Origin of the sequence: Cellulosimicrobium sp. JZ28 (assembly GCF_015327065.1) — a bacterium.
GTDB classification, from domain to species: Bacteria; Actinomycetota; Actinomycetes; order Actinomycetales; family Cellulomonadaceae; genus Cellulosimicrobium; species Cellulosimicrobium funkei.
This window is the reverse complement of record NZ_CP017660.1, coordinates 657,014-680,357: the sequence shown is the minus strand read 5'-3', so window position 1 is coordinate 680,357 and position 23,344 is coordinate 657,014. Positions and strand designations below refer to the sequence as shown.

At 75.4% G+C, this 23,344-nt stretch carries 25 protein-coding genes and 1 tRNA gene; 14 read left to right on the top strand and 12 right to left on the bottom strand.

Features of this window, described 5'->3' with window-relative positions:
- Positions 1 to 6: 6 nt before the first annotated feature.
- The 3 genes from BJP59_RS03020 to BJP59_RS03010 all read right to left on the bottom strand — a co-directional run bounded on the left by BJP59_RS03020 (position 7) and on the right by BJP59_RS03010 (position 3,068).
- Entirely contained in the window at positions 7 to 1,647 is a 1,641-nt protein-coding gene (locus BJP59_RS03020; protein ID WP_194522165.1) for a S8/S53 family peptidase, read from the bottom strand.
- A gap of 291 nt (positions 1,648 to 1,938) precedes the next feature.
- Positions 1,939 to 2,436 (bottom strand): hypothetical protein, encoded by a 498-nt coding sequence (locus BJP59_RS03015; RefSeq protein ID WP_034653625.1) that lies wholly within the window; start codon positions 2,434 to 2,436, stop codon positions 1,939 to 1,941.
- On the bottom strand, positions 2,433 to 3,068 hold the full coding sequence (locus BJP59_RS03010; protein WP_034653623.1) for an RNA polymerase sigma factor: 636 nt from the start codon (positions 3,066 to 3,068) through the stop codon (positions 2,433 to 2,435). Before BJP59_RS03010 ends, BJP59_RS03015 begins: the two co-directional genes overlap by 4 nt.
- Before the next feature lie 354 nt (positions 3,069 to 3,422).
- Here BJP59_RS03010 and BJP59_RS03005 point away from each other — a divergent pair, with 354 nt between their 5' ends.
- From BJP59_RS03005 to BJP59_RS02995, 3 genes are all read left to right on the top strand, one after another.
- Positions 3,423 to 3,830, top strand: a complete 408-nt coding sequence (locus tag BJP59_RS03005; protein WP_043659485.1) for a DUF4383 domain-containing protein — start codon at positions 3,423 to 3,425, stop codon at positions 3,828 to 3,830.
- A complete protein-coding gene (locus BJP59_RS03000; protein ID WP_194522164.1) occupies positions 3,827 to 4,381 on the top strand; it encodes a hypothetical protein in 555 nt (184 codons plus the stop codon). The genes BJP59_RS03005 and BJP59_RS03000 overlap by 4 nt, the downstream gene beginning before the upstream one ends.
- A 210-nt stretch (positions 4,382 to 4,591) precedes the next feature.
- Entirely contained in the window at positions 4,592 to 5,887 is a 1,296-nt protein-coding gene (locus BJP59_RS02995; protein ID WP_061268501.1) for a glycosyl hydrolase family 18 protein, read from the top strand.
- 116 nt (positions 5,888 to 6,003) lie between these two features.
- Here the strand turns inward: BJP59_RS02995 and rplA are convergent, their stop codons facing one another.
- From rplA to BJP59_RS02970, 5 genes are all read right to left on the bottom strand, one after another.
- Positions 6,004 to 6,720: a 50S ribosomal protein L1 gene (rplA, locus tag BJP59_RS02990; RefSeq protein ID WP_074808882.1), complete on the bottom strand. Its 717-nt coding sequence runs from the start codon at positions 6,718 to 6,720 to the stop codon at positions 6,004 to 6,006.
- A gap of 119 nt (positions 6,721 to 6,839) precedes the next feature.
- Positions 6,840 to 7,271 (bottom strand): 50S ribosomal protein L11, encoded by a 432-nt coding sequence (gene rplK, locus BJP59_RS02985; protein ID WP_021482529.1) that lies wholly within the window; start codon positions 7,269 to 7,271, stop codon positions 6,840 to 6,842.
- A gap of 96 nt (positions 7,272 to 7,367) precedes the next feature.
- Positions 7,368 to 8,207, bottom strand: a complete 840-nt coding sequence (gene nusG / locus BJP59_RS02980; protein ID WP_194522163.1) for a transcription termination/antitermination protein NusG — start codon at positions 8,205 to 8,207, stop codon at positions 7,368 to 7,370.
- Between the two features lie 114 nt (positions 8,208 to 8,321).
- Positions 8,322 to 8,549, bottom strand: coding sequence for a preprotein translocase subunit SecE (secE, locus tag BJP59_RS02975; RefSeq protein WP_034653782.1), 228 nt, complete (start codon positions 8,547 to 8,549; stop codon positions 8,322 to 8,324).
- Between the two features lie 160 nt (positions 8,550 to 8,709).
- Positions 8,710 to 8,782 (bottom strand) — tRNA-Trp (locus BJP59_RS02970).
- A 205-nt stretch (positions 8,783 to 8,987) separates the two neighbouring features.
- On the opposite strand from BJP59_RS02970, the gene BJP59_RS02965 reads away from it, so the two are divergent.
- The 5 genes from BJP59_RS02965 to BJP59_RS02945 all read left to right on the top strand — a co-directional run bounded on the left by BJP59_RS02965 (position 8,988) and on the right by BJP59_RS02945 (position 13,950).
- Positions 8,988 to 9,998 carry an ABC transporter ATP-binding protein gene (locus BJP59_RS02965; RefSeq protein ID WP_194522162.1) on the top strand — a complete coding sequence of 337 codons (1,011 nt, stop codon included), beginning with the start codon at positions 8,988 to 8,990 and terminating at the stop codon, positions 9,996 to 9,998.
- Positions 9,995 to 10,852, top strand: coding sequence for an ABC transporter permease (locus BJP59_RS02960; RefSeq protein WP_194522161.1), 858 nt, complete (start codon positions 9,995 to 9,997; stop codon positions 10,850 to 10,852). The genes BJP59_RS02965 and BJP59_RS02960 overlap by 4 nt, the downstream gene beginning before the upstream one ends.
- Positions 10,839 to 12,167, top strand: a complete 1,329-nt coding sequence (locus tag BJP59_RS02955) for a sensor histidine kinase (protein WP_228485249.1) — start codon at positions 10,839 to 10,841, stop codon at positions 12,165 to 12,167. Before BJP59_RS02960 ends, BJP59_RS02955 begins: the two co-directional genes overlap by 14 nt.
- Positions 12,164 to 12,829, top strand: coding sequence for a response regulator (locus BJP59_RS02950; protein WP_082774644.1), 666 nt, complete (start codon positions 12,164 to 12,166; stop codon positions 12,827 to 12,829). Before BJP59_RS02955 ends, BJP59_RS02950 begins: the two co-directional genes overlap by 4 nt.
- Positions 12,830 to 12,930: 101 nt before the next feature.
- Positions 12,931 to 13,950, top strand: coding sequence for an adenosine deaminase (locus BJP59_RS02945; protein WP_034654722.1), 1,020 nt, complete (start codon positions 12,931 to 12,933; stop codon positions 13,948 to 13,950).
- Positions 13,951 to 13,993: 43 nt separating this feature from the next.
- Here the strand turns inward: BJP59_RS02945 and BJP59_RS02940 are convergent, their stop codons facing one another.
- Complete coding sequence (locus BJP59_RS02940) at positions 13,994 to 14,761, bottom strand: methyltransferase domain-containing protein (RefSeq protein WP_194522160.1); 768 nt, start codon at positions 14,759 to 14,761, stop codon at positions 13,994 to 13,996.
- A 122-nt stretch (positions 14,762 to 14,883) separates the two neighbouring features.
- On the opposite strand from BJP59_RS02940, the gene BJP59_RS02935 reads away from it, so the two are divergent.
- From BJP59_RS02935 to BJP59_RS02925, 3 genes are read left to right on the top strand one after another with little or no spacing between them, the layout of a single operon-like run.
- Positions 14,884 to 15,225: a hypothetical protein gene (locus BJP59_RS02935; protein ID WP_194522159.1), complete on the top strand. Its 342-nt coding sequence runs from the start codon at positions 14,884 to 14,886 to the stop codon at positions 15,223 to 15,225.
- Between the two features lie 41 nt (positions 15,226 to 15,266).
- On the top strand, positions 15,267 to 16,919 hold the full coding sequence (locus tag BJP59_RS02930; RefSeq protein ID WP_194522158.1) for a sensor histidine kinase: 1,653 nt from the start codon (positions 15,267 to 15,269) through the stop codon (positions 16,917 to 16,919).
- The gene (locus tag BJP59_RS02925; RefSeq protein ID WP_034654727.1) at positions 16,916 to 17,590 is read left to right on the top strand and encodes a response regulator transcription factor; all 675 of its coding nucleotides are present in this window, start codon (positions 16,916 to 16,918) and stop codon (positions 17,588 to 17,590) included. Before BJP59_RS02930 ends, BJP59_RS02925 begins: the two co-directional genes overlap by 4 nt.
- A 72-nt stretch (positions 17,591 to 17,662) precedes the next feature.
- Here the strand turns inward: BJP59_RS02925 and BJP59_RS02920 are convergent, their stop codons facing one another.
- Together BJP59_RS02920 and BJP59_RS02915 are read right to left on the bottom strand one after the other, a co-directional pair.
- Positions 17,663 to 18,055: a hypothetical protein gene (locus BJP59_RS02920; protein WP_194522157.1), complete on the bottom strand. Its 393-nt coding sequence runs from the start codon at positions 18,053 to 18,055 to the stop codon at positions 17,663 to 17,665.
- A 64-nt stretch (positions 18,056 to 18,119) separates the two neighbouring features.
- Positions 18,120 to 19,445, bottom strand: coding sequence for an aminoglycoside phosphotransferase family protein (locus BJP59_RS02915; protein ID WP_194522156.1), 1,326 nt, complete (start codon positions 19,443 to 19,445; stop codon positions 18,120 to 18,122).
- 124 nt (positions 19,446 to 19,569) lie between these two features.
- On the opposite strand from BJP59_RS02915, the gene BJP59_RS02910 reads away from it, so the two are divergent.
- The 3 genes from BJP59_RS02910 to BJP59_RS02900 all read left to right on the top strand — a co-directional run bounded on the left by BJP59_RS02910 (position 19,570) and on the right by BJP59_RS02900 (position 22,062).
- The gene (locus BJP59_RS02910; RefSeq protein ID WP_194522155.1) at positions 19,570 to 20,538 is read left to right on the top strand and encodes a hypothetical protein; all 969 of its coding nucleotides are present in this window, start codon (positions 19,570 to 19,572) and stop codon (positions 20,536 to 20,538) included.
- Positions 20,531 to 20,926: a GntR family transcriptional regulator gene (locus BJP59_RS02905; RefSeq protein WP_085388410.1), complete on the top strand. Its 396-nt coding sequence runs from the start codon at positions 20,531 to 20,533 to the stop codon at positions 20,924 to 20,926. The genes BJP59_RS02910 and BJP59_RS02905 overlap by 8 nt, the downstream gene beginning before the upstream one ends.
- Before the next feature lie 155 nt (positions 20,927 to 21,081).
- Positions 21,082 to 22,062, top strand: coding sequence for a L,D-transpeptidase family protein (locus BJP59_RS02900; RefSeq protein WP_228485248.1), 981 nt, complete (start codon positions 21,082 to 21,084; stop codon positions 22,060 to 22,062).
- Positions 22,063 to 22,081: 19 nt separating this feature from the next.
- On the opposite strand, the gene BJP59_RS02895 is transcribed toward BJP59_RS02900, so the two are convergent.
- Positions 22,082 to 23,299 carry a UDP-N-acetylmuramate dehydrogenase gene (locus BJP59_RS02895; RefSeq protein WP_442861542.1) on the bottom strand — a complete coding sequence of 406 codons (1,218 nt, stop codon included), beginning with the start codon at positions 23,297 to 23,299 and terminating at the stop codon, positions 22,082 to 22,084.
- Between the last annotated feature and the right edge of the window lie 45 nt (positions 23,300 to 23,344).

Genomic DNA, 23,344 nt, shown 5'->3' with positions numbered 1-23,344 from the left:
ATCACCTCATGCGTCGTCACCCGGGGTCGGGACCAGACCCGTCGCCAGGGTAATGGACGGCCACAGCCAGGCGCAGCGGTCCGGCGCGCCCTGGCCGGGCTGCAGGACGCCCGGGTCCGTCGGGTCGTCGGCGATCCGCTCGAGCAGGGACGCCGCGAGCTCGCCCGCGAGGACGGGCGCCGCGAACGACGTCCCGCTCCACGTCGCGAACCCGCCCTGGAACCCCTCGGGGTCGATCGTGGCGCGGTATCCCGGGCCCCACAGCTCCTGCACGTGGCGCGAGGGCGCGACGGCGCCGTCGATCGTGCGCGGGATCGTGGACACGAGGGCCGCGCCCGGGCGGGTGCACGTGATCCAGGGGCCGTCGTTGCTGAAGAGCGACACCGTCCCGTCGGGGTTCTCCGCACCGACCGTGAGGACCGGCGGCTCGTCGAGGAGCAGCGTCACTCCCTCGAGCGGGACGGGCGGCTCCGCCTTCCGGTTGATCCGCGGGGCGAACGCCGCAGGATAGGTCGGGCGGGTCTGGCCGTCGTTGCCCGACGACACCACGACGACGACCCCGTACCGGCGCAGCGCGCGGACGAGCGCCCCGAACGGGGCGTCGAAGTCCGCGTCCTCCGGGCGCTCGTGGTAGTACCCGAGCGAGAGCACGAGCACGTCGATCGGCGCGTAGCCGTCGCGACCGGACAGGCCGAGCACGTGCCACAGGAGCACGCGGCGCAGCGTCCGCAGCAGGTCGCGCTCCGGCACGATGCCCGACCCGCCGTAGAGACGCGGGGCGAGGATGACGGCGTCCGGGCAGAGCTGGTGCACGAGGCCCGCGATGAACGTCCCGTGGCCCGCGACCGGGTCGAGCGGACCGGTCAGGGGCGAGACGGACACGCCGCCGATCTCCGGGTCCTCGTACGGGTACTCCGTCGGCGGCAGCGTCGACAGCGGCTGACCGAGCAGCTCGGGGTCGCGCACGACGATCGTGCCGCGCGTCTCGAGGTCGTCGTCGAACCACGGGTGCTCGCCGACGCCGGTGTCGAGCACGGCGACGACGGGGCGACGGACACCGTCGCCCGCGACCCACGGCGTGTCCCCCGCGGGCAGCGCGCGGCGCGGCACGGGCCCGATCCAGCTCACGGGCGTGCGGCCGCCCGAGCCCGGCAGGGAGTACTCCGCGGTGCCCGCGAAGGGGTGCGGCTGCGTGTAGGGGTGGGGCTGGGTGTACGGGTGCGGCTGCGTGTAGGGGTGGGGCTGGGTGTACGGGTGCGGCTGCGTGTACGGGAACGGCTGGGTGTACGGCTGGCCGCCGATGAACGGGGTCGGCGCGACCATGTGGTCGAGCGCGAGCCGCGGGCTGTGCCGGTCGTCGGGGCACAGCCGTCCACGCAGCTCCTCGACGAGGTGCCAGGCGTCCGGGAGCTGTCCCTGGGCGTCGTCGCGGTAGCGCAGGCGCACGGAGTAGCCGAACGTGCGGAGCAGGTCGGTCGTCGTCTCCGGGTCGAGGCCCGCCTCACGGACGAGCTCGGCGTCGTCGATGCTCTCCTGCTGCACCTCCACGCGGAGGCCGAGACGCTCGGCCGCGCGCTCGAGCCACCGCAGCGAGCGGTTCCCCTCGCGGTCGAACGGCGACTCGGGGATGAGGATGCGGTCGCCCACGTACCAGGTCGGGTGCGGGGACTGCTGCCCGGCGCGACGCTGCGCGGCGACCGGGTCGATCGTGCGGGTGCGCCACTGGAGCCGGCTCGGCCGGTCGCCGAAGAAGCCGGGGTCCGCCGCTGCGGGGGTTCAGGGGTCTCGCTCACGTGCTCCTCCTCGGGAGATGACGTTCGTCCGGTGCCGCGCGCGTCGTCGTCGACGGGCGGCCGCCCGCGCACCGCTGCGCGGGGAAGGGTTGCTGGTGGTGGTGCGGTCGGTGGGCCGCGGGCGTCGCCCGCGGCCCACCGGGTGCTAGAGCTCGACGACCGGCGTGCTCACGGCACCGCCGGCGCCGTCGGCGCGGCGGACCACGAGGCTCGCCGGGCCGCGGTCGACGGCCTCGAAGACGAAGCGGCCGTCGTCGTCGCTCGTCGTCTCGCTCACCACGCCGGGGCGGTGCAGCTCGACGCGCAGCGCCGTCGCGGGGGCGGCCCAGCCGTCGATCCGGATGCGGCCGTCGTCCGTCGGGGACAGCGAGATCATCACCGTGACGGACTCGGACGTGAACGTGATCGTGCGCGCCTCGACGGGCGGCGCGTCGCCGCGCACGGACGTCGCGGGGGCCTGGACGTACTCCAGCTCCATGACCTCGGCCTCGAGCCCGGCGAGCGTGATCGCGAAGAGCGACCGCTCGACGAGGCCGTCCGGGACGGGGTCGATCTCCTCGGCGATCCGCGCGAGGTCGGCCAGGAGGGCGAGGTCGACGGCGTCGAGCGGCTCGTCGGGGCTGTGCGTCGGCTCGGTGCTCATGATGCTTCCCACGGTTCCCCCTGGTCGTCGATGATGTCGCGCAGCTTGGCGAGGCAGCGGCCCCGCGTGGAGCCGATGCTCCCGACGGGCATGCCGATGGCGGCCGAGATGGCCTTGTAGTCCGGACGGTCGGCGAGCGACACGAGGTGCAGGAGCTGGCGGCAGCGTTCCGGCAGCCGGTCGAGCGCGGCCCAGAGGGAGCGGTCGCGCTCGTTGCGGAGCACCTCGACGTCCGGCGTCGGGTCGCCCGACGGGAGCTCGGGGACGCCCTCGTCGGTGTCGTCCGGGAGCTCGGTGCGCCGTCGGGCCTCGTCGCGGTGCTTGCGCACGGCCTCCCAGGCCGCGCGCTTGGCCGTGATGAGCAGCCACTTGAGGACGGCGTGCGGCTCCTTGATGGTCATCGCGTTGCGCACGAGCGCGACCCACACCGTCTGGACGAGGTCGTCGGCCTGCTCGCGCTCGACGCCCTGCGCGCGCACCGTGTGCCACAGGAGGGGGGACGCCTCACGGACGAAGTCCCCGAGCGCCTCCGGGCGGCCGTCGCGGTACTCCAGGAGCGCGAACGCACCCCGGTCCCCCAGGCTGAGGCCCGGTTCGCCGGTGTCGGCCACCTCGTCGGTCGTTCTGGTCATGGGGCGCACTGTCCTCGGCACGCTCGTCCGGTCAGGCATCAGCGGGGGGTCCCCGGAAGCGCCTGATTCTACGGCCGGGCCGGTGGGGTCGACAACCATCGTCACTGGTCACACCCCTCCCGGCTCGTGCGGTTGCGTCGCATCTCGTCCCTCCGGCACACGGGCGGGAGCGTCTGGTCGGCGCTCCTCCACCCGGACGAGAGGGGCGGACCGCCCGTCTGATACATCGCGGTCGGCTCCGTCCGGAGCGATCCCGGCCCGAGACCCGCACCGACGGACCCGTCCGGATCGCGCACCGCTCCGAACCCGGGGCGACGCGCGGAGAGGCCGCGCGACCACCGAGCGGAGACCACCATGACCTCGTCCCCGAACCGCCTGCTCGCAGCCGTCTTCGGCACCGTCTACCTGCTGGTCGGCCTCGCCGGCTTCGTCGTGACGTCGGGGGTCGGCTTCGCCGCCACCGAGGGCCGCAACCTCCTGCTGTTCGAGGTGAACCCCCTGCACAACATCGTCCACCTCGGCATCGGGGCGGCGCTGCTGCTCGCGTCGCGCAGCGTCCGGGCCGCGCGCGGCACGAACGTCGCGATCGGCGCGGTGTACCTCCTCGTCGGCGTGGTGGGGCTGTTCCTCGTCGACACCGGCGCCAACATCATCGCGCTCAACGGCGCCGACAACGTGCTCCACCTCGCCAGCGCGCTGCTGCTCCTCGGCGTCGGGCTCGCCGCGGACCGCGAGGACGCGGGCCGCACCGTCACGGCATGACGACGCCCGTCCCGACCCGCCGCGTCGGCGCCGCGCTCGCGCTGCTCGGCGCCGGGATCGTCGACCTCGGGCTCGTCCGGGGCGCGTTCCCGGCGCCGTCCGGCCTGCTCGCGCTGGCCACCGGGGCCGGGGAGCTCGTCATCGCGCTCGTGCTCCTCGCCCGCGGACCGCGGCCCGGTCGCGCGACGGCGGTCCCGCGCGTCGGGATCGCCCTGCTCCTCGTCGCGACCGTCGCCGGGATGGCCGTGCCCGTCGCGTCCGGCGTGCCGCTCTCCGCGGGTGCGGCCGCCGCGGCCGCCCTGCGGGTCGCGACGGCGTGCGTCCTCGCCCGCCCGGCGCGCGTCCCCGCCGACGGCCCGCCGGCGCGCGCCGGGGCGCGGCTCGTCGCGCTGTTCTCGGTGTCCGTCGTGGTCGCCGCCGTCGCGACGTTCGGTCTCGGCGGGACCGACGCCGCACGGCACGCCGTCCCGCACGGGTCCCACCTGCCCGCCCTGGGGCACCTGCCGGGGCACGGCGCGGGCCACGACGGCGGGCCCGGCACCGCGCCGTGAGGGCCCGACGGCGGCTGCGCCCGGAGCGTCGCCACGCCTCCCGGAGGGTACGAGTTCTCCCGTAACCGCGGGGCCCGAAGTTCCGGGGAATCCCTCATGCCGCGCGGCGGGCACCGGGCCTAGCGTCGGGAGCGACCCCTGCACCCACACCGCGGGTGCGGACCGGCGAGGCGCGACGACGCGCCCCGCCCGAGCACGAGGAGCACCTCCGTGAGAACAGTCCTCCCCGGCCGCACGCGCGGCCTCACCGGGCGCGCGCTGCGCGCCCTCGCCTCCGTCGTCGCCGCGGCGACCGTCGTCGCGGGCGGCGCGCTCGCCGCCGCGCCCGCGACCGCCGCGGCGCCGTCCGCCGCCCCCGCCGCTCCCGTGAGCGCCGCCGCGCCGTCGGGCAGCACGCAGTGGCTCACCGGCTACTGGCACAACTTCGACAACGGCTCCGTGACGATGCGCCTGTCCGAGGTCCCGCAGGCGTACAACCTCGTGGCGATCGCCTTCGCGGACAACCTCGCCGGGACCCCCGGCGGCATCACGTTCAACCTCGCGAGCGCGGAGCTCGGCGGCTACACCGAGGCCCAGTTCAAGGCCGACGTCGCGGCCATCCGGGCACAGGGCCGCAAGGTCGTGATCTCCGTAGGCGGCGAGAAGGGGAACGTCATCGTCTCGAACGCGACCGAGGCGAAGAACTTCGCCGACACCACGTACGCGCTCATGCAGAAGTACGGGTTCGACGGCGTCGACATCGACCTCGAGCACGGCATCAACGCCACGTACATGTCGAGCGCCCTCCACCAGCTCGCGGCGAAGGTCGGTCCGAGCCTGATCCTCACCATGGCGCCGCAGACGATCGACTACCAGGCGACGAGCATGGGGTACTACCAGCTCACGCTCGCGATCAAGGACATCCTCACCATCGTCAACACCCAGTACTACAACTCCGGCTCGATGATGGGCTGCAACCAGCAGGTCTACTCGCAGGGCACGGTCGACTTCCTCACCGCGCTCACCTGCATCCAGCTCGAGATGGGCCTGCGCCCCGACCAGGTGGGCATCGGCGTCCCGGCCGTGCCGCGCGCCGCGGGCGGCGGTTACCAGCCGCTCGCGAACGTCGTCAAGGCCGTCGACTGCCTCGAGGTCGGCACCGGCTGCGGCGCCTTCAAGCCCGCGAAGCCGTACGGCAAGATCGGCGGCGTCATGACCTGGTCGATCAACTGGGACAAGACCAACGGCTACCAGGTCGCGTCCGTGATCGGCGGCCGCCTCGCGAGCGGTCCGACCACGCCCACGGAGCCGACCAACCCCACCGAGCCGACCAACCCCACCAACCCGACGAACCCCACCAACCCCGGAACCTGCACCGCGACCGCGTGGTCGGCCTCCGCCGTCTACACCGGTGGCGCCCGCGTCTCCCACCAGGGCCGCACCTACGAGGCCAAGTGGTGGACCACCAACGAGAACCCCGCGCAGAGCGGGCAGTGGGGCGTCTGGAAGGACCTCGGCGCCTGCTGACCCGGCCGGCACGCCCTCGGGCGACCTGCTGAGACGACGACGGCGCGGCACCCTGGTCGGGTGCCGCGCCGTCGTGCGTGGTGCGGACGGAGGACCGTCCGCGGGGAGGACTGCCGTCAGGCGGCGTCGTCCTCGAGCAGCTTCGTCGTCTTGGACTGGTCCAGCGGGATGCCGGGGCCCATCGTCGTCGCCAGCGTGGCCTTGGTGATGTACCGGCCCTTCGAGGACGACGGCTTGAGACGCAGGACCTCTTCGAGGGCCGCCGCGTAGTTCTCCACGAGCGCCTTCTCGTCGAACGAGACCTTGCCGATGATGAAGTGCAGGTTGCCGTGCTTGTCGACACGGAACTCGATCTTGCCGCCCTTGATGTCCGACACGGCCTTCGCCACGTCCATCGTCACGGTGCCGGTCTTCGGGTTCGGCATGAGACCACGGGGGCCCAGCACCTTGCCCAGACGACCGACCTTGCCCATGAGGTCCGGCGTCGCCACGGCGGCGTCGAAGTCGGTGTACCCACCGGCGACCTTCTCGATCAGGTCGTCGCCGCCGACCTCGTCGGCACCGGCCGCACGGGCCTCCTCCGCCTTCGCCGCGTTCGCGAAGACGATGACGCGGGCGGTCTTGCCCGTGCCGTGGGGGAGGTTGACCGTGCCACGGACCATCTGGTCCGCCTTGCGCGGGTCGACACCGAGGCGGAACGCGACCTCGACGGTCGCGTCGTACTTCACGGTCGACGTCTCCTTGGCGAGACGGATCGCCTCGAGCGGCGCGTAGAGACGCTCGCGGTCGATCTTCTCCTCGGCGTTGCGGTACGCCTTGCTGCGCGTTGCCATCTGCTTCTCCTTCTGCAGTCGTGGTCAGCGGGTCCGCGCGGACCCTGCCACCGTCGCCCGCGGGGTGCGGAGCGACGTCGTGCACGAGGCCGGCACACCGGCCAGGCCTCGGTCCTTCGTCAGCCCTCGACCGTGATACCCATCGAGCGGGCCGTGCCGGCGATGATCTTCGACGCGGCGTCGAGGTCGTTCGCGTTGAGGTCCTCGAGCTTGGTCTGGGCGATCTCGCGCACCTGGTCCGCGGTGATCTTCGCGACCTTGGTGGTGTGCGGCGTCGCCGAGCCCTTCTGCACGCCCGCGGCCTTCTTGATGAGCTCCGCCGCCGGCGGGGTCTTCGTCACGAAGGTGAACGAGCGGTCCTCGTAGACCGTGATCTCGACGGGGATGACGTTGCCGCGCTGCGACTCGGTCGCCGCGTTGTAGGCCTTGCAGAACTCCATGATGTTCACACCGTGCTGACCGAGCGCGGGGCCGATCGGCGGCGCGGGCGTCGCCGCACCGGCCTGGATCTGGAGCTTGATGAGGCCGGAGACCTTCTTCTTGGGAGGCATGACTCTTCCCTGGCTTTCTTCTCGTGGGCCGACGCCGTGGGCGATGACCCGGTTGCAGTACTGCGCTCACGCGGGGCGGCTCGGGCCGCCCACGCGTCAGATCTTGGCGACCTGGTTGAACGACAGCTCGACCGGGGTCTCCCGGCCGAAGATGGAGACGAGGACCTTGAGCTTCTGGTTCTCGACGTTGATCTCGGAGATCGTGGCGGGCAGCGTGTCGAACGGGCCGTCCGTGACGGTGACCGACTCGCCGACCGTGAAGTCGACCTCGACGGGAGCCTTCGCCGCGGCCTGCGCGGGCTTGCCTGCCTCAGGGGCGGGGGTGAGCATCGGCGCGAGCATCGAGAAGACCTCGTCGAGCGTCAGCGGCACCGGCTGGTGGGTGTGCCCGACGAAGCCGGTGACACCGGGCGTGTGGCGCACGGCGCCCCACGACTCGTCGGTGAGGTCCATGCGGACGAGGACGTAGCCGGGGATGCGGACGCGTCGGACGATCTTCTTCTGCGCGTTCTTGATCTCGGCCACCTCCTCCATGGGGACCTCGATCTGGAAGATGTAGTCCTCCATGTTCAGGCTCTGGATGCGGTTCTCCAGGTTGGCCTTCACACGGTTCTCGTAGCCCGCGTAGGAGTGGATGACGTACCAGTCGCCCGGCTGCGAGCGCAGCGTGCGCTTGAACTCCGCGACCGGGTCCTCGATGACGTCGCCGTCCTCGTCGGCCGGGCGGACCTCGTCGGCCTCGTCGTCGTCCGACGCGTCGTCGGTCTCGTCAGCGGCGTCGTCCGTCGCGTCGTCGTCGGCCTCGTCAGCGGCGTCGAGGGCCTCGTCGGCTCCGTCGACCGCCGGGACGTCCGTGGTCTCGTCGACGTCGTCCTGGGCACCCTCGGGCTGCGTCGGGTCGACGTTCTCCGTCTGGTCCAGCGACTCCTGGGACACGAACGAACCTGCTTTCTCAACGAACTGCTCGAAGACTTCTTCTGGAAGCGCCGACGGCGCCCCGAGAGGCGCCGGCTGCCGTGCTGACCCGGCCTGGCCGGGGAAGGTCGTGCGCTAGCCGAAGACCCACCGGACGGCCTGGCCGATCCCCAGGTCGAGGACGGTCACGAACGCCATGACCACGACCACGAAGACGAGGACCACCGTCGTGTAGGTGATGAGCTCGGACCGCGTCGGCGTGACGACCTTGCGGAGCTCGGCGACCACCTGGCGCACGAACAGGGCGATGCGCGCGAAGACGTTGGGCTTCTTGTCCGCGGACGGACCGCCCTTCTTCTTCACCTCGTCGGCGCGTGCACCGCCTGCGCCCACGGCCTCTGACGGCGATTCGCTCACTCGATCTTCCCCATCGCTCACGTACGGGACCTGCTCGAACCCTCGGTGCGACCCGGTGCCGGGCCGCGCGCGGATCCCGGGAAGGTCCCGCGAGAGCCACGCCGTGCAGGGTAGACAGGACTCGAACCTGCAACCTGCGGTTTTGGAGACCGCTGCGCTACCAATTGCGCCACTACCCTTCGTGCCGACGGCGCCCTGCACGGCCTCGCTCCCTGGACGAAAGTCGTCTCACGGGCGCGGACCAGCGTGGCGGGCGTCAACCACCGAGGGATCACTGTACGCGACGCGGCGCCCCTGGTCGAACCACCGTCCACCGATCGGTGGACACGAGGTCCGGACGAACGGGCGTCGCGGGCCGGGGCCCCGCGCCGACACGCTGGTCCCATGACGACGACACCCCTCCCCGCCGGCCCCCGCGGTGCCGGCTCCGGCCCCGGCGCCGGGCAGAGCGGACCGGCCGTGGACGTGCGCGGCCTGCGCAAGCGCTACGGCCCCAAGCAGGCCGTGGACGGCATCGACCTGCGCGTCGAGCGCGGCGAGATCTTCGCGGTCCTCGGCCCCAACGGGGCCGGGAAGACCACCACGGTCGAGATCCTCGAGGGCTTCCGCCGCCGGGACGCGGGCGAGGTCCGCGTGCTCGGCGAGGACCCCCAGACCGCGGGCCGCGCCTGGCGCTCGCGCCTCGGCGTCGTCCTCCAGGACTCGCGCGACCAGGCCGAGCTCACGGTCGCCGAGCTCGTCCGGCACTTCGCGACGTTCTACCCGACGCCGCGGGACCCCGACGAGGTGATCGACGCCGTCGGCCTGCGGGAGAAGGCCCGCACGCGCACGCGCCAGCTCTCCGGCGGGCAGCGCCGACGGCTCGACGTCGCGCTCGGGATCGTCGGCCGGCCGGAGCTGCTGTTCCTCGACGAGCCCACGACGGGGTTCGACCCCCAGGCCCGCCGCGCGTTCTGGGCGCTCGTCCGGTCGCTGCGCGAGGACGGCACGACGATCCTGCTCACGACGCACTACCTCGACGAGGCGGCGCACCTCGCCGACCGCGCGGCCGTCGTGCGGGCGGGGCAGGTCGTCGCGCTCGACGCGCCCGACCGCCTCGGGGGCGCGGAGGCGCGCCGCCCCGTCGTGCGGTGGCTCGACGGCGGCACCCGGCGCTCCGAGCGCACGGACTCCCCCACCGCGGTCGTCGCGGCGCTCGCCGCGCGGTACCCCGACGGCGAGGTCCCCGGGCTCGAGGTGACGCGCCCGAGCCTCGAGGACGTCTACCTCGAGCTCATCGGCGAGCCGGTCGCGTCGAGCGACCCGGCCCCCGCCCCCGACCGGCCCGGCGCACCCGCCGCGGCCCGCACGCCCGACGACGCGACCGTCGTCGTCCCCGAGGAGGCCCGACCGTGACCGTCGCCCCGCCCACGCGCGCCCCGCGCGCCGCCCTGCCCGGGGCCGCCCGCCTCGGCATCGAGCGCACGCGCGCCGAGCTGCGCGGGTTCTTCCGCGAGCGCGACGCGGTCGTCTTCATCTTCACGTACCCGCTCATCATGCTCGCGATCTTCGCGACCGTGTTCGACGGGCAGGACCAGGGCGACGCGGGCTACTCCGTGCCCTTCGCGCAGTACTTCCTGCCGGGCATGATCGCGACGGGCGTCATGCTCACGAGCTTCCAGTCGCTCGCGATCTCGATCGCGGTCGAGCGTGACGACGGCGCGCTCAAGCGCCTGCGCGCGACCCCGCTGCCCGCGTCGGCGTACTTCTACGGCAAGGTGGGCCTGGTCCTCGCGACCTCGATCGTGCAGACGGCGCTCCTGCTGCTCCTCGCGGCCGTCGTGTACGACGTCCCGATGCCCTGGGACATGCCCGACGCCGCGACCCGGCTCACGACGTTCGCGTGGGTGTTCGTGCTCGGGTGCGCCGCGGGCGCCGTGTGCGGGGTCGCGTTCTCGTCGCTGCCGCGCTCGGGCCGCTCCGCGACGGCGGTCGTCACGCCCGTCGTGCTCGTGCTGCAGTTCATCTCGGGGGTGTTCTTCGCGTTCTTCGCGCTGCCCGCGTGGATGCAGACCGTCGCCTCGGTGTTCCCGCTCAAGTGGATGGCCCAGGGGATGCGCTCGGTCTTCCTCCCCGAGCAGGCCGCGGCGCTCGAGCCGTCCGGGTCGTGGCAGCACGGCGCGACCGCTGCTGTACTGGTCGCATGGCTGGTCCTGGGGCTCGTGGTGGGCGCGCGGTCGTTCCGGTGGCGGCGCCGTGACGACGGCTGACCCGCCGTCGCCCGCGGGCGGGCTCCCGGCGGCCGATGCCGGAGCCGGGATCGAGGACGGGGCCGGGGACGGTGCAGCCCCGGCCACGGCCCAGCTCGACGGCGCCTGGGCGCGCGACGTGCGCTGGTGGGACGTGGCGTTCTACGTCATCGCCGTGCTCAGCGCGCTCGCGCTGCTCACCGCGGGCGTCGCCGGCACGGCCCTGCTCGTGTCGCTCGCCGCGCTCGGGACGATCCTCCTGGCCTACCTCGCGTGGGGGCGGCGCGCGGCCCGCACGCGCGCCCAGGTGCCGGCGCACCTCTACCTCGTCGTCGCGATCGCCGGGACGCTCGTCGTCGTCGGGCAGGACGCGCTCGGCACGCTGCTGCTGTTCGCCGTCTTCACGCAGATCTGGATGCTCTCGGAGCACCTCTGGGCGCAGGTCGTGCTGTGCGTCGCGCTCGCGGCCGGTACCGCGCTCGCGCTCGCGTTCGACCCGGCGACGGGGCGCGTCGAGCCCGACGAGCTCGCGAGCGCCGCGCCCCAGATGGGCGTCGCGCTCGCGTTCGCGCTGAGCCTCGGGCTGTGGACGGCGCACACGATGCGGCAGTCGGAGCGGCACGCGCGCCTCGTCGACGCGCTGCGCGCGACGCAGGCCGAGCTCGCGCGCTCGCACCACGAGGCGGGCGTGCTCGCGGAACGCGAGCGGGTCGCCCAGGAGATCCACGACACGCTCGCCCAGGGGTTCACGAGCGTCGTCATGCTGGCGCAGGCCGCGGGCGCCGACCTGGACAGGGGCGCCCGGGACGCGGCGCGCGAGCGCCTCGCGCTCGTCGAGTCGACGGCGCGCGACAACCTCGCCGAGGCCCGGGCCCTGGTCGCGGCCTCCGCGCCGGCCCCGCTGCAGGGCAGCACGCTCGGGGAGGCGCTGCGCCGCCTCGCGACGCGCTTCACCGAGGAGACGGGGACGCGCGTGGAGCTCGCGGCCGACGACGTCCCGGGGCTGTCGAGCGCCGAGGAAGTCGTGCTGCTGCGCTCGGCCCAGGAGGCGCTGACGAACGTGCGGCGCCACGCCGGGGCGGGCACGGTGCGGGTCGGGCTGCGCCACGACGCGGACGGGACCCTCCTGGAGGTGTGCGACGACGGTCGCGGGCTGCCCGACGACGCGGCCGAGGGCTACGGTCTGCGGGGCATGCGCGAGCGCGTCGCCGCGGAGGGCGGCAGCCTCGAGGTCGGGCCCGCGCCGGGCGGGGGCACGCGCGTCGCGGTGCGGCTGCCCGCGACGGGCGTGGGCACGGGCCGGACGGCCCCGACGAGGCGAGGAGCGGTGCGGTGACGGGGACGACCGGCCGGGACGGCGCGGTGCGGGTGCTCGTGGTCGACGACCACCCGGTCGTGCGCTCGGGCATCGTGGGGATGCTGGCCGCCGAGCCCGACCTCGCGGTGGTCGGGGAGGCGGGCGACGGCGCGCAGGCGGTGGAGCTCGCGCGCGAGCTGGCGCCCGACGTCGTGCTCATGGACCTGCGGATGCCCGTGCTCGACGGCGTGGGCGCGACCGCGGCGATCCTCGGCGCACCGGGCCGCGGGCGCGGGGCCGCGGGGCCGCGCGTCGTCGTGCTGACCACCTACGAGACCGACGCCGACATCCTGCGAGCCGTCGAGGCGGGCGCCACCGGCTACCTGCTCAAGGACACCCCGCGCGAGGAGCTCGTCGCCGGCGTGCGCGCCGCGGCGCGGGGGCAGACGGTGCTGGCGCCGAGCGTCGCGACGCGGCTCGTGACGTCGGTGCGCGGGACGGAGCGGCTCACGGACCGGGAGGTCGAGGTGCTGCGGCTCGTGGCGCGCGGGCTGTCGAACGCGGCCGTCGGACGCGAGCTGTTCATCGCCGAGGCGACCGTGAAGACGCACCTGCTGCGGGCCTTCGCCAAGCTCGGCGTGGACGACCGCACCGCCGCCGTGACGGTCGCGATGCAGCGCGGGTTCCTCCCCGGGGCGTGACGCGCGCGGGCGCCGTCGGCACCCCGACCTGCGGCGGGACCTGCGCCGCGGTCGACCCGCGCCCGACGGCGGGCGCCGTGCGCCCGTGACAGACTCCCGCTGTGCGAGACCTGGCGACGCTCCCGAAGGCCCACCTGCACCTGCACTTCACGGGGTCCATGCGGCCCGACACCTTGCGCGACCTCGCCACGCAGTACGGCGTGCGGCTCCCCCACGCGCTCGTCGACGGCGACCCGCTGCGCCTGCCGCCCACCGAGCGCGGCTGGTTCCGGTTCCAGCGCCTGTACGACGCGGCGCGCGCGTGCGTGCGGTCCGAGGCCGACATGCGGCGCATCGTGCTCGAGGCGGCGCAGGACGACGCCGCGGAGGGGTCGGGGCGGCTCGAGATCCAGGTGGACCCGACGTCCTACGCGCCGTTCGTCGGGGGCATCACCCCGGCCGTGGAGATCGTGCTCGACGCCGCCCGGTCCGCGAGCGCCGCGACGGGGACGGAGGTCGCGGTGGTCGTCGCGGCGTCGCGCACGCGGCACCCGCTCGACGCGCGGACCCTCGCGCGGCTCGCGGCACAGTACGCGGGCGAGGGCGCGGGCGAGGTCGTGGGGTTCGGCCTGAGCAACGACGAGCGGCGCGGCGACACGGCCGAGTTCGCGCGCGCGTTCGCGATCGCGCGACGGGCGGGGCTCGCGTCGGTGCCCCACGGCGGCGAGCTCCTGGGCCCGGGCCACGTGCACGAGGTCGTGCGCGAGCTGGTCCCGGACCGCCTGGGCCACGGGGTGCGGTCGGCGGAGGACCGGCGCGTCCTCGACGACGTCGTGGACCGGGGGATCGCGCTCGAGGTGTGCCCGGCGTCGAACGTCTCGCTCGGCGTCTACGAGGAGGCGGGGCAGGTCCCGCTCGGCGCGCTCGTCGACGCGGGCGCGCAGGTCGCGCTCGGCGCGGACGACCCGCTGCTGTTCGGGTCCCGGCTCGTGGGGCAGTACGAGACGGCGCGGCGCGAGCACGGGTTCTCCGACGCGGAGCTCGCCGACCTCGCGCGGTCGTCGATCCGGGCGAGCCGGGCGTCGTCGGGCACCAAGCGACGGCTGCTCGCGGGCGTGGACGACTGGCTCGCGGCGGGCTGACGCCGGCGTGCGCGCGGGCCGGGGCCGGGGTTCGCCGCGTGGCTCAGCGCGTCGCGACGACGAAGACGCGACGGAACGGCAGGAGCGTGCCTGCGCCGCGCTCCGGGTACGCGTCCCGCAGCGCGGCGGCGTACTGCGCGACGAACGCGTCGCGCAGGTCGTCGGGGAGGGCCTGGAGCACGGGGCGGGCGCCCGTCGCGGAGACCCAGCGCAGCACGGGGTCCGGGCCTTGGAGCACGTGGACGTACGTCGTCTCCCAGGCGTCGACGGTCCAGCCGAGGGTGGTGAGCGCGTCGAGGTACACCTCGGGGTCGTGCGCCGCGGGGCGCTCGACGCCCGCGGCGTGCGCCGCGTACGGGGGTCGGGCGGCGAGCTCGCGCAGGAGCCGGTGGCTCGGCGCGTCGTGGTTGCCGGGGACCGAGAACGCGAGCGCGCCGTCCGGGGCGACGTGGTCGGCGAGCCGGGGAAGCAGGTCGAGGTGGCCGGGCACCCACTGGAGCGTCGCGTTGCTCACCACGACGTCGGCGGGCGCGGGCGGCGCCCACGAGCGCACGTCCGCGAGCTCGTACCGCACCCAGGGCGCTGACGCGTCGCGCCGGGCGGCGGCCACCATGGCCGGCGACGCGTCGATCCCGGTGATCGCGGCGTCGGGCCAGCGCGCGTGCAGGAGCGGGGTCAGGTGGCCGGGGCCGGACCCGAGGTCGACGACCGTGCGCGCGTCGACGGGGACGCGCGCCACGAGGTCGGCCATCGGGCGCGTGCGCTCGTCGGCGTGGCGGAGGTAGAGGGCAGGGTCCCAGTCGCGTGGCATGACGGCTCCGTCCTGTCGCAGTATCTAGACGTCAACAATCTTGACATCAAGATACACACGTCCTCCCGGCTCGTCTCGCGGACTCTCATGTGCGTCTCATCCGGCTCTCCGATACTGGGTCCATGACTCGCCGGACCGTCGCGTGGCTCGTGGGGGCGCTCGTGCTCGTCCTCGCCGGCGCCGCCGCGGCGGGCGCGCTCGCCGCGCGGCCGCAGGACCGCGACGTCGGCGTGGCCGTCGTCGTGACGCCCGCTCCCCCGGCCGCGACGCCGACGACGCCGGCCCCGACGCCCAGCCAGACCGACGACGACGGCGGCGACGACGACCCGGACGACGACCGCGTCACGCCCGCCCCGCCGTCGAGCGACGACGACCAGGACGACGGCGCGGGGGACGACTCCGACGACGACGCGACCGACGACCAGGACGACGATCGCGACGGCCCCGACCGGGGCGACGGGTGAGGCGCCGGGCGCGCGGCGCGGGGCTCACGGTCCGCACCCGGATGCTCGCGGCGTTCCTCGGCCTGTCCGCCCTCGCGCTCCTCCTCGCGGGCGGCGCGGCGTGGTTCCTGCAGCGCGGCCAGCTCGACGCGCGCATCGACGAGAGCCTCGTGCGGAGCGCGAACGAGCTCCGGCGGATCGCGGGCTCCGGCGTGAACCCCGTGACGGGCGAGCCGTTCCGGTCCGCCGAGGACGTCGTCGTCGCATCGATCCAGCTCACCGTGCCCGCCCAGAACGAGGGCGTGCTCGGGCTGCGCGAGGGTCGCACGCCGCTCGTGTCGCAGCAGGACGTGCGCCTGCGCCTCGAGGAGGACGCCGAGCTCGTCGCCGCGCTGTCGCCGCTCGTGGCGGGCGACCACGTGGTGCTGCGCTCGGTCGGGACGGCGACCGCGGACTACCGCGCGCTCGTCGCACCCGTGCGCGCGACCGGGGCGGACGGCGCCGGGCCGCCCGCGGCGCTCGTCCTCGCCTACGACCGCTCGGCGGAGCACGCCGAGTTCGCCCAGGTCTTCCGCACGTACGCCGTCGTCGCGCTCGGCGCGCTCGTGCTCATCGGCGTCGTCGGCTGGGTCGTGGCCGGCCGGCTCCTGCTCCCGATCCGCACGCTCTCGCGCACCGCGCAGCGCATCGGCGAGACCGACCTCTCCGCGCGGATCCCGGTCACGGGCAACGACGACCTCTCCGACCTGTCCCGCACCGTGAACGGCATGCTCGACCGGCTCGAGGGCGCGTTCGACTCGCAGCGCCGGCTCATCGACGACGTCGGGCACGAGCTGCGCACGCCCCTCACCGTGGTGCGGGGTCACCTCGAGCTCATGGACCCGCACGACGCGACCGACGCGACCGAGACGCGCGACCTCGCGCTCGACGAGCTCGACCGCATGAACCGCCTCGTGGACGACCTCGTGACGCTCGCGACCGCCGGGCGACCGGACTTCGTGCGCCCCCTCGACACGGACCTCGGGCGCCTGCTCGACGACGTCCACGACAAGGTCCGCACGCTCGGCGACCGGCGGTGGCTCGTCGACGCGCGCGCGGACGTCGCGGTGCGGGCCGACGCGCAGCGCCTCACGCAGGCGCTCCTCCAGCTCGCGGCCAACGCGGTGAAGTTCTCGGCGCCCGGGTCGGCCGTCGCGCTCGGCTCGGCCGTGTCCGACGACGGCGCGCGCGTGCGCGTCTGGGTCCGCGACGAGGGTGTCGGGATCGCCCCCGAGCAGCAGGAACGGATCTTCGAGCGGTTCGCGCAGGCCACCACGCCCGGCGCGGCGCACCCCGAGGGCGCCGGGCTGGGGCTCGCGATCGTCGCGGCGATCGCCGACGGCCACGGCGGCCGCGTCCACGTCGCCTCGACGCCTGGCGTCGGGTCGACGTTCACGCTCGACCTGCCGCTCGTGCCGGTCCCGGGAGCGGCCCCCGCGACGACCGACGCCGCGACCCCGTACGGGGCGACCGCGCCGACCGCACCCACGGCGCCGTCCGCCGCGACCCCCGAGCTGCCGCCGGACACGCCGGACGCGCAGCCGACCAGCCCGGGGGCGGGCTCCGAGACCCGCACCCCGACCGGCACCCGGAGCGGCACCGAGAACGGCGCCGACAACGGCGCCCGGAGCAGCACCGAGACCGGCACCGACCCCGACGGAAGGACCACCCGGTGAGCCAGATCCTCGTCGCCGAGGACGAGACCCGCATCGCGTCGTTCGTGGCCAAAGGGCTGCGCGCCGCGGGCTACGCGAGCACCACGGTCGCGACGGGCCGCGAGGCGTTCGACCTCGCGAGCAGCGGCGACTTCGCGCTCCTCGTGCTCGACCTCGGCCTGCCGGACCAGGACGGCTTCACCGTGCTGCGCCGGCTGCGGGAGACCGGGAACGCGATCCCCGTCATCATCCTCACGGCGCGCACGTCGGTCACGGACACCGTCGCGGGGCTCGAGGGCGGCGCCGACGACTACATGGCCAAGCCGTTCCGCTTCGAGGAGCTCCTCGCGCGCATCCGGCTCCGGCTGCGCAGCGAGCCCGCGGGCGAGGTCACGGTGCTCACGCACGGTGCGCTGAGCCTGGACCTGCGCACTCGGCGGGCCCGGACGTCCGACCGCGAGGTCGACCTCTCCGCGCGCGAGTTCGCGCTCGCCGAGGCGTTCCTGCGCAACCCCGGGCAGGTCCTCAGCCGCGAGCAGCTCCTGTCGCGCGTGTGGGGGTACGACTTCGACCCCGGCTCCAACGTCGTCGACGTGTACGTGCGGTACCTGCGCAACAAGCTCGGCGCGGAGCACTTCGTCACCGTGCGCGGGATGGGCTACCGCCTCGCGGACGCACCGCGGCGCTCCTGAACCGACGACGACGCCCGCCCCGGGGGCCGGGGCGGGCGTCGTGCGGGCGCGGGCGGCGAGGCCCGGGCCCGGTCAGGTCGCGGACTGCGGCGACGGCGGGGTCACCGGGCTGGCCGGCGAGCTCGCCGTCTGCGCGGTGCCCGCGGTGTCGGCCGTCGGGGCGGTGCTCGCGGTGTTCGCCGTCTGGCTCGTCACGGCGGAGGCCGCCGTCGTGGGCGACGCGGACGTGTTCGCGGAGCCCGCGGTGACCGTCGTGATCGACGTCCCGTTCTGGACGTCCGTCGGGCTCGGGGAGGCCGACGCGGTCGCCGCGGCCGTCGCGGCGTCGGACGTCGTCACCTGGACCGACGGGGAGACGACCGCCTCGTCGGGGGCGTCGAGCGCGCCCTGGGCGGCGGCCATCGTGGCCCCGAGACCGACCGCGCCGAGCGCCCCGGTGACGATCCATGCGCTGCGTGCCTTCATGGTGCTTCTCCTTCGTCCGATGGTGCGCACGACCCCTCGGCCGTGCAGGTCTCGAGCCTCCCGCTCACGCGTGAGAGGCCGAGGAGGTCGTCATGAGAGTGCTCTCAGGAAGCGGGAGCAGCCCGTCCGCGACCGCGAGCCAGGCCTCCGCGAGCTCGCGCGAGCCCGCGCCCGGCACGAGGGACAGCACGACGCCCGCGGCCCGGGCGCGCAGCCCCACCGGGTCGACGGCGGTCCCGAACACCACGAGGCACCGCTCGACGAGCCCGTCCACGCCCCCGTACACGGTCGGCGCGAGCGCGGGCAGGACGGCGAGGTGCCCGACGAGGCACGCGAGGTCGTCCACGCGGTGGCCCGGCCCGAGCGTGTCCACGTCGAGCAGCGCGGCCACGCGCGGCCGGTCCGTCGCCCCCGGGACGTCGGCGTCCGCGCCGGCGGCGAGCAGGACGTTCGCCTCGTAGAAGTCGCCGTGCGTCGCGACCACGGGGCCCGGGTCGCGCGTCGCGACCGCGTCCCCGACCGCGCGCGCCACGCGCCGCACCCGCTCGGCGTCGAGACCGTGGACCGCGAGCGCCGACGTCGCGTAGTGCTCCACGCGCTCCGCCCACGCGGGCCGACGGCGCAGCGTCGTCGCGCGCTCCGGCAGCGCGTCGAGCGCACGGAGCAGCTCGCGCGGGTCGATCGCGTCGGGCTGCGCGGCCGGCCCCGACGCCGCGAGGTGCTGCGCGAGCGACGGGCCGCGCGCCTCCTCGAGGACCACGAGGCCGTCGTCGTCCCGGGCGAGGCACCGCGGGGCGCGCACGGCCCCGTCCTGGAGGAGGTCGTGGCGGCGCGCGAGCGCGCGCGCCCGGCCGGGCCGGACGACCTTGACGTAGAGCGTGCGCGAGGGTGTCCGGACGCGGAGCACGGCGCGCCGCAGCGGCCGGTAGGCGACCATCGCCACGGACTCGACGGACTCGCCCGGGGCGAGCACGCCCGCGTCGTCCAGGCGGCGCGTGAGCCCGGGCGCGTCGCACGCCGCGGCGAGCGCGGGCAGCGCCGGGTCGGCCGGGTGCCGCCACACGTGCACGACGCGCGGCCCGTCCTCCAGGCGCGCGACGCCCGGCCCGAGGGCGTCCGGCGGCAGGGGCGCCGTCGTGGCGAGCAGGTACGCGGTCGCGTCGACGGTCGCGACCGCCCCGCCGGGCCGCGCCGGGACCGTGCGGCGCGCGACGACGTCGTACCCGACGGTGACCTCCGCGCCGGGGCGCGCGTGCACCTGGTGCACGCGCCACGTGCCGAGCGCGGCGCCGTCGGCCCCGAGCGCCGCGTCGAGGAGGCCGCCCGCGTCGGGACCGGTGAGCAGGTCGAGCCAGGCGCGCTGGTCGGGGACGGCGGGGGCGATCGTCATGCGCCCAGGGCACCGTGCGCGCGTGGAACGGGGGTGAGAGCGCGATGAGAGTCCTCTCATCGAGTCCGCACCGGGCCGCCCGGCCACCCTTGACCCGCGGTCGGGTCCGTGGGAATGTATCGATGTGTTGATACAAAGTGTCTCCGAGGAGCCGGACGGGGTCAGTCTGTTCCTCCCCGCCGCGTACGACCTGCTGTGGAGCGTCGTCGCTCTCGCCGCGCTCGCGGGCGTCGGCGCCCTCGTGGTGCTCGCCGTGCGCGCGCTGACCCGCGAGCCGGCGCCCGCCCTGCACGGGCTCGCGGACGGGGACCCGGTGCGCCGCGCCGCCCGACGGCACGCGACGACCGTCAGCGTCGCCGCGGCGACCGCCGCCGCGCTCGTGGGCGCCGTCCTCGTGCAGGCCGTGACGACCGCCGTCGGCGGCCTCGCGGAGGGCGTGCTCGTGGGGCTCTCCCCCGCGCTCGTCGGCCTGGCGTTCCTCGGGGCGCACGCCGTCGGCGAGCGCACCTGGCCGCGCCAGCGCACGGCGGTCCGGGCGGCCACGCTGCGCCCGCGCACGGTGTCCGACGTCGCGCCGCGCGGCCTGCGCCGCCTCACCTGGGCCCTCGGTGCCCTCGTGCTCGTGCTCACCGCGGTCGGCGGCCTCACCGCCGGGGCGGACGGGCGGTCCGTGACGCGCGTGCTGGGCGACGTCACGTCGACGACCAGCCCCTACCCCGGGTGGTTCTACGGCGCCTGGCTCGCGGCCGGCGCCGTGCTGCTCGTGGCCGGCGCGGAGGGCTTGCTCCGGCTGGTCGCGCGCCGCCCCGCCGTCCCGCGCGTCGAGCCCGGGTGGGACCTCGCGCTGCGTCGCGCGTCCGCGCACCGGGTCCTGCGCGGCACCCAGCTCGCGCTCGGACTCACCGCGGCCGGCACGCTCGCCTACGGCGCGAACGCCGCCGCCCGAGCGGGCTACCCCGGAGCGGTCGTGCTCGTGGTCGTCGCCGTCGTGATCGCCCTCGTGGCGGTCGCCGTCGGCGTGCGGCCCGCCCCCGACCCCGACGCGGAGGTCGCCGCCCCGGCGTCCGCGAGTCGCGGGCGTCGCGATGGGTGAGCTGCGCGTCGAGATCGACCTGCGCACCGGCCTCGCCCCGTACGAGCAGATCCGGAGCCAGGTCGTCGCGCACGTCGCGGCCGGGCGGCTGCGCGTCGGGGACCGCCTCCCCACGATCCGCGCGCTCGCGACCGACCTCGGTCTCGCCCCCGGGACGGTGGCCCGCGCGTACCGGGAGCTCGAGGCGGCCGGGGTCGTCACGACGCGTCGCCGGGCCGGGACGGTCGTCGCCGACGGCGTCTCCCCCACGGACGTCGCCGCGCGCCACGCCGCGCACGAGCTCGTGCGCACCGGCCGCGAGGCCGGGCTGTCGGACGACGCGATCGTCGACGTCCTGCGCGGCGCGCTGCTCGACGCGCACCGCCCGGACCGGGGCGCGCCGCACTGACCACCGGCACCGACCGGGCACGGACCACCGGCACGGACCGTGCGTCACGACCGGGTCACGATCCGCCGAGAACCGGTGCCGTCGTCCGACCGGGCGCGGCGGACGGCGCATGATGGACCATCGCGGCGACGCCGCGGCAGACGAAGGGGGACCAGGTGGAGCAGGGAACCGTCCGCTCGACCGCGACCACACCCGCGCCCGGCGCGCGACCGACGGCGGCACCGCGCCGTCACGGGCCCGTCCGGCGGGCGGTCGCGCGCGCCGTCGTGCCCGCGCTCGCCGCCGCGCTGGCCCTCGCGGGCTGCCAGGCGGGCCTGCCGGACATGGAGCCTGGGCGGACGCCGTCGGCCTCCGAGAGCCCGACCTCGCCGGAGCCGACGAGCCCGAGCCCGTCCGCGCCCACCACGGCCCCGGAGCCCACCCCCACCGAGACGCCCGAGCCCGAGTCGACGCCCACCGAGACGCCTGAGCCCAGCACCCCGCCGCCCGCCGCCGAGCCCGCGCCGGAGCCGACCCCCGAGGCACCGCCCGAGCCGGTCGAGCTCGCGCGCGGGGCGACCGGGGAGCGGGTGGTCGCCCTCCAGCAGCGCCTCGCCGACCTCGGCTACTTCATCGGCGCGCCCGACGGCGACTTCGGCGGCGGCACCCAGCAGGCCGTGTGGGCCCTGCAGAAGGCTGCGGGCCTCTCGCGCGACGGCGTCGTCGGGCCCGCGACCCAGGCCGCGCTCGACGAGGGCGTCACGCCGCAGCCGCGCAGCGGGTCGGGCAAGGTCGTCGAGATCGACCTCGACCGCCAGCTCCTGCTCGCCGTCGAGGACGGTCGCGTCGTCACGGTGGTCAACGCGTCGTCCGGGAACGGCGAGTCGTACGAGGCGAAGGGGCGCACCTACCGCGCGAGCACGCCGCGCGGCACGTTCCAGGTGGGCCGGCAGGTCGACGGGAACCACTCGTCCAGCCTCGAGCTCGGCGACATGTGGCGCCCCAAGTTCTTCACCGGCGGGATCGCGGTGCACGGCTCGGGGTCGATCCCGCCGTGGCCCGCGTCGCACGGGTGCGTCCGTGTCGCGAACTCGGCGATGAACTGGCTCTGGGACACCTGGCGCGCCGACCCCGGCACCACGGTCCTCGTCTACTGAGCCCCGCGCGTCGGGTGGGTCAGAGCGCGACGCCGACGAGCACCGGCTCCGGCACGAGCTCGACGCCGAACGCCTCGACGACGCCGTCGCGCACCGCGCGGGCGAGCTCGACGACGTCCTCCGCGCTCGCCCCGCCGCGGTTCGTCAGCGCGAGCGTGTGCTTCGTCGACAGCCGCGCGAGACTCGACGGGCCGTGCACGCCGAATCCCTTGGTGAAGCCCGCGTGCTCGATGAGCCACGCGGCCGACGTCTTGACGAGCGTCGGGTCGATCTCGCCGAGGCTCGGGCCGGTGGTCCGGGTCGGGGTCGCCGTGCGGACCGGGTACCGCGGGGCCTCGGCCGGGAGCAGGTCCGCCTGCTCGGCCGGAACGACGGGGTTCGTGAAGAACGACCCGGCGCTCCAACGGTCGTGGTCGGGCCCCGCCGCGGGGTCGACGTCGGGGCCGACGCCGTCGAGCAGCATGCCCTTGCGCGCGCGCAGGGCAAGCACGGCGGCGCGCACGTCCGCGCTCGGCGCGCGGTCCCCGACCTGGACCCCGAGCGTGCGCGCCAGCTCGGGGTACGCGACCGGCGCCGACAACGACCCGAGCCGCGCCTGGAAGCCCACGTCGAGCACGACGTAGCGGGGCGACGGGTACCAGGGACCGTCGTCGTCGGACCCGGCGCCGGCGTCCACGTGCATGCTGCGCTTGAGCAGCGACGTCCGGTAGCCGAACGCGAGCTCGCCCAGGGCGAGCGTGCGCACGCGCGAGCGCGCGCGGTCCCAGACGCGCACGGTCGAGACCACGCCCGCGACGTCCTGCCCGTACGCGCCGATGTTCTGGACCGGCGCCGCGCCCACGGTGCCCGGGATGCCCGACAGCGCCTCGACCCCGACCCACTCCTCCGCGACCGCACGCGCCACGAGCTCGTCCCAGTCCTGGCCCGCTGGGGCGTGGAAGCTCGCGCCCCCGCACGAGTCCTCGGCGTCGACGGTGATCCCGCGCCGCAGGTCGCGCACGACGACGCCGCCGAAACCCTCGTCGCCCACGAGCAGGTTGGAGCCTCCGCCGATCACGAGGAGCGGCTCCCCCGCTTCGTCGGCGGCCCGGACGATCTCCAGCAGCTCGGCCTCGCTGTGCGCCTCGACGTACCGGTCCGCCGGCCCGCCCACGCGCAGCGTCGTCAGCTCGGCGAGCGACGGCGCCCCGACGGCCTCGGGACGCAGCCCCGGGGCGGTCCCGACGATCTCGGGCAGGTCACGGTCCACGGGGGCGGCAGGTTCGCAGGTCACGCGTCCAGC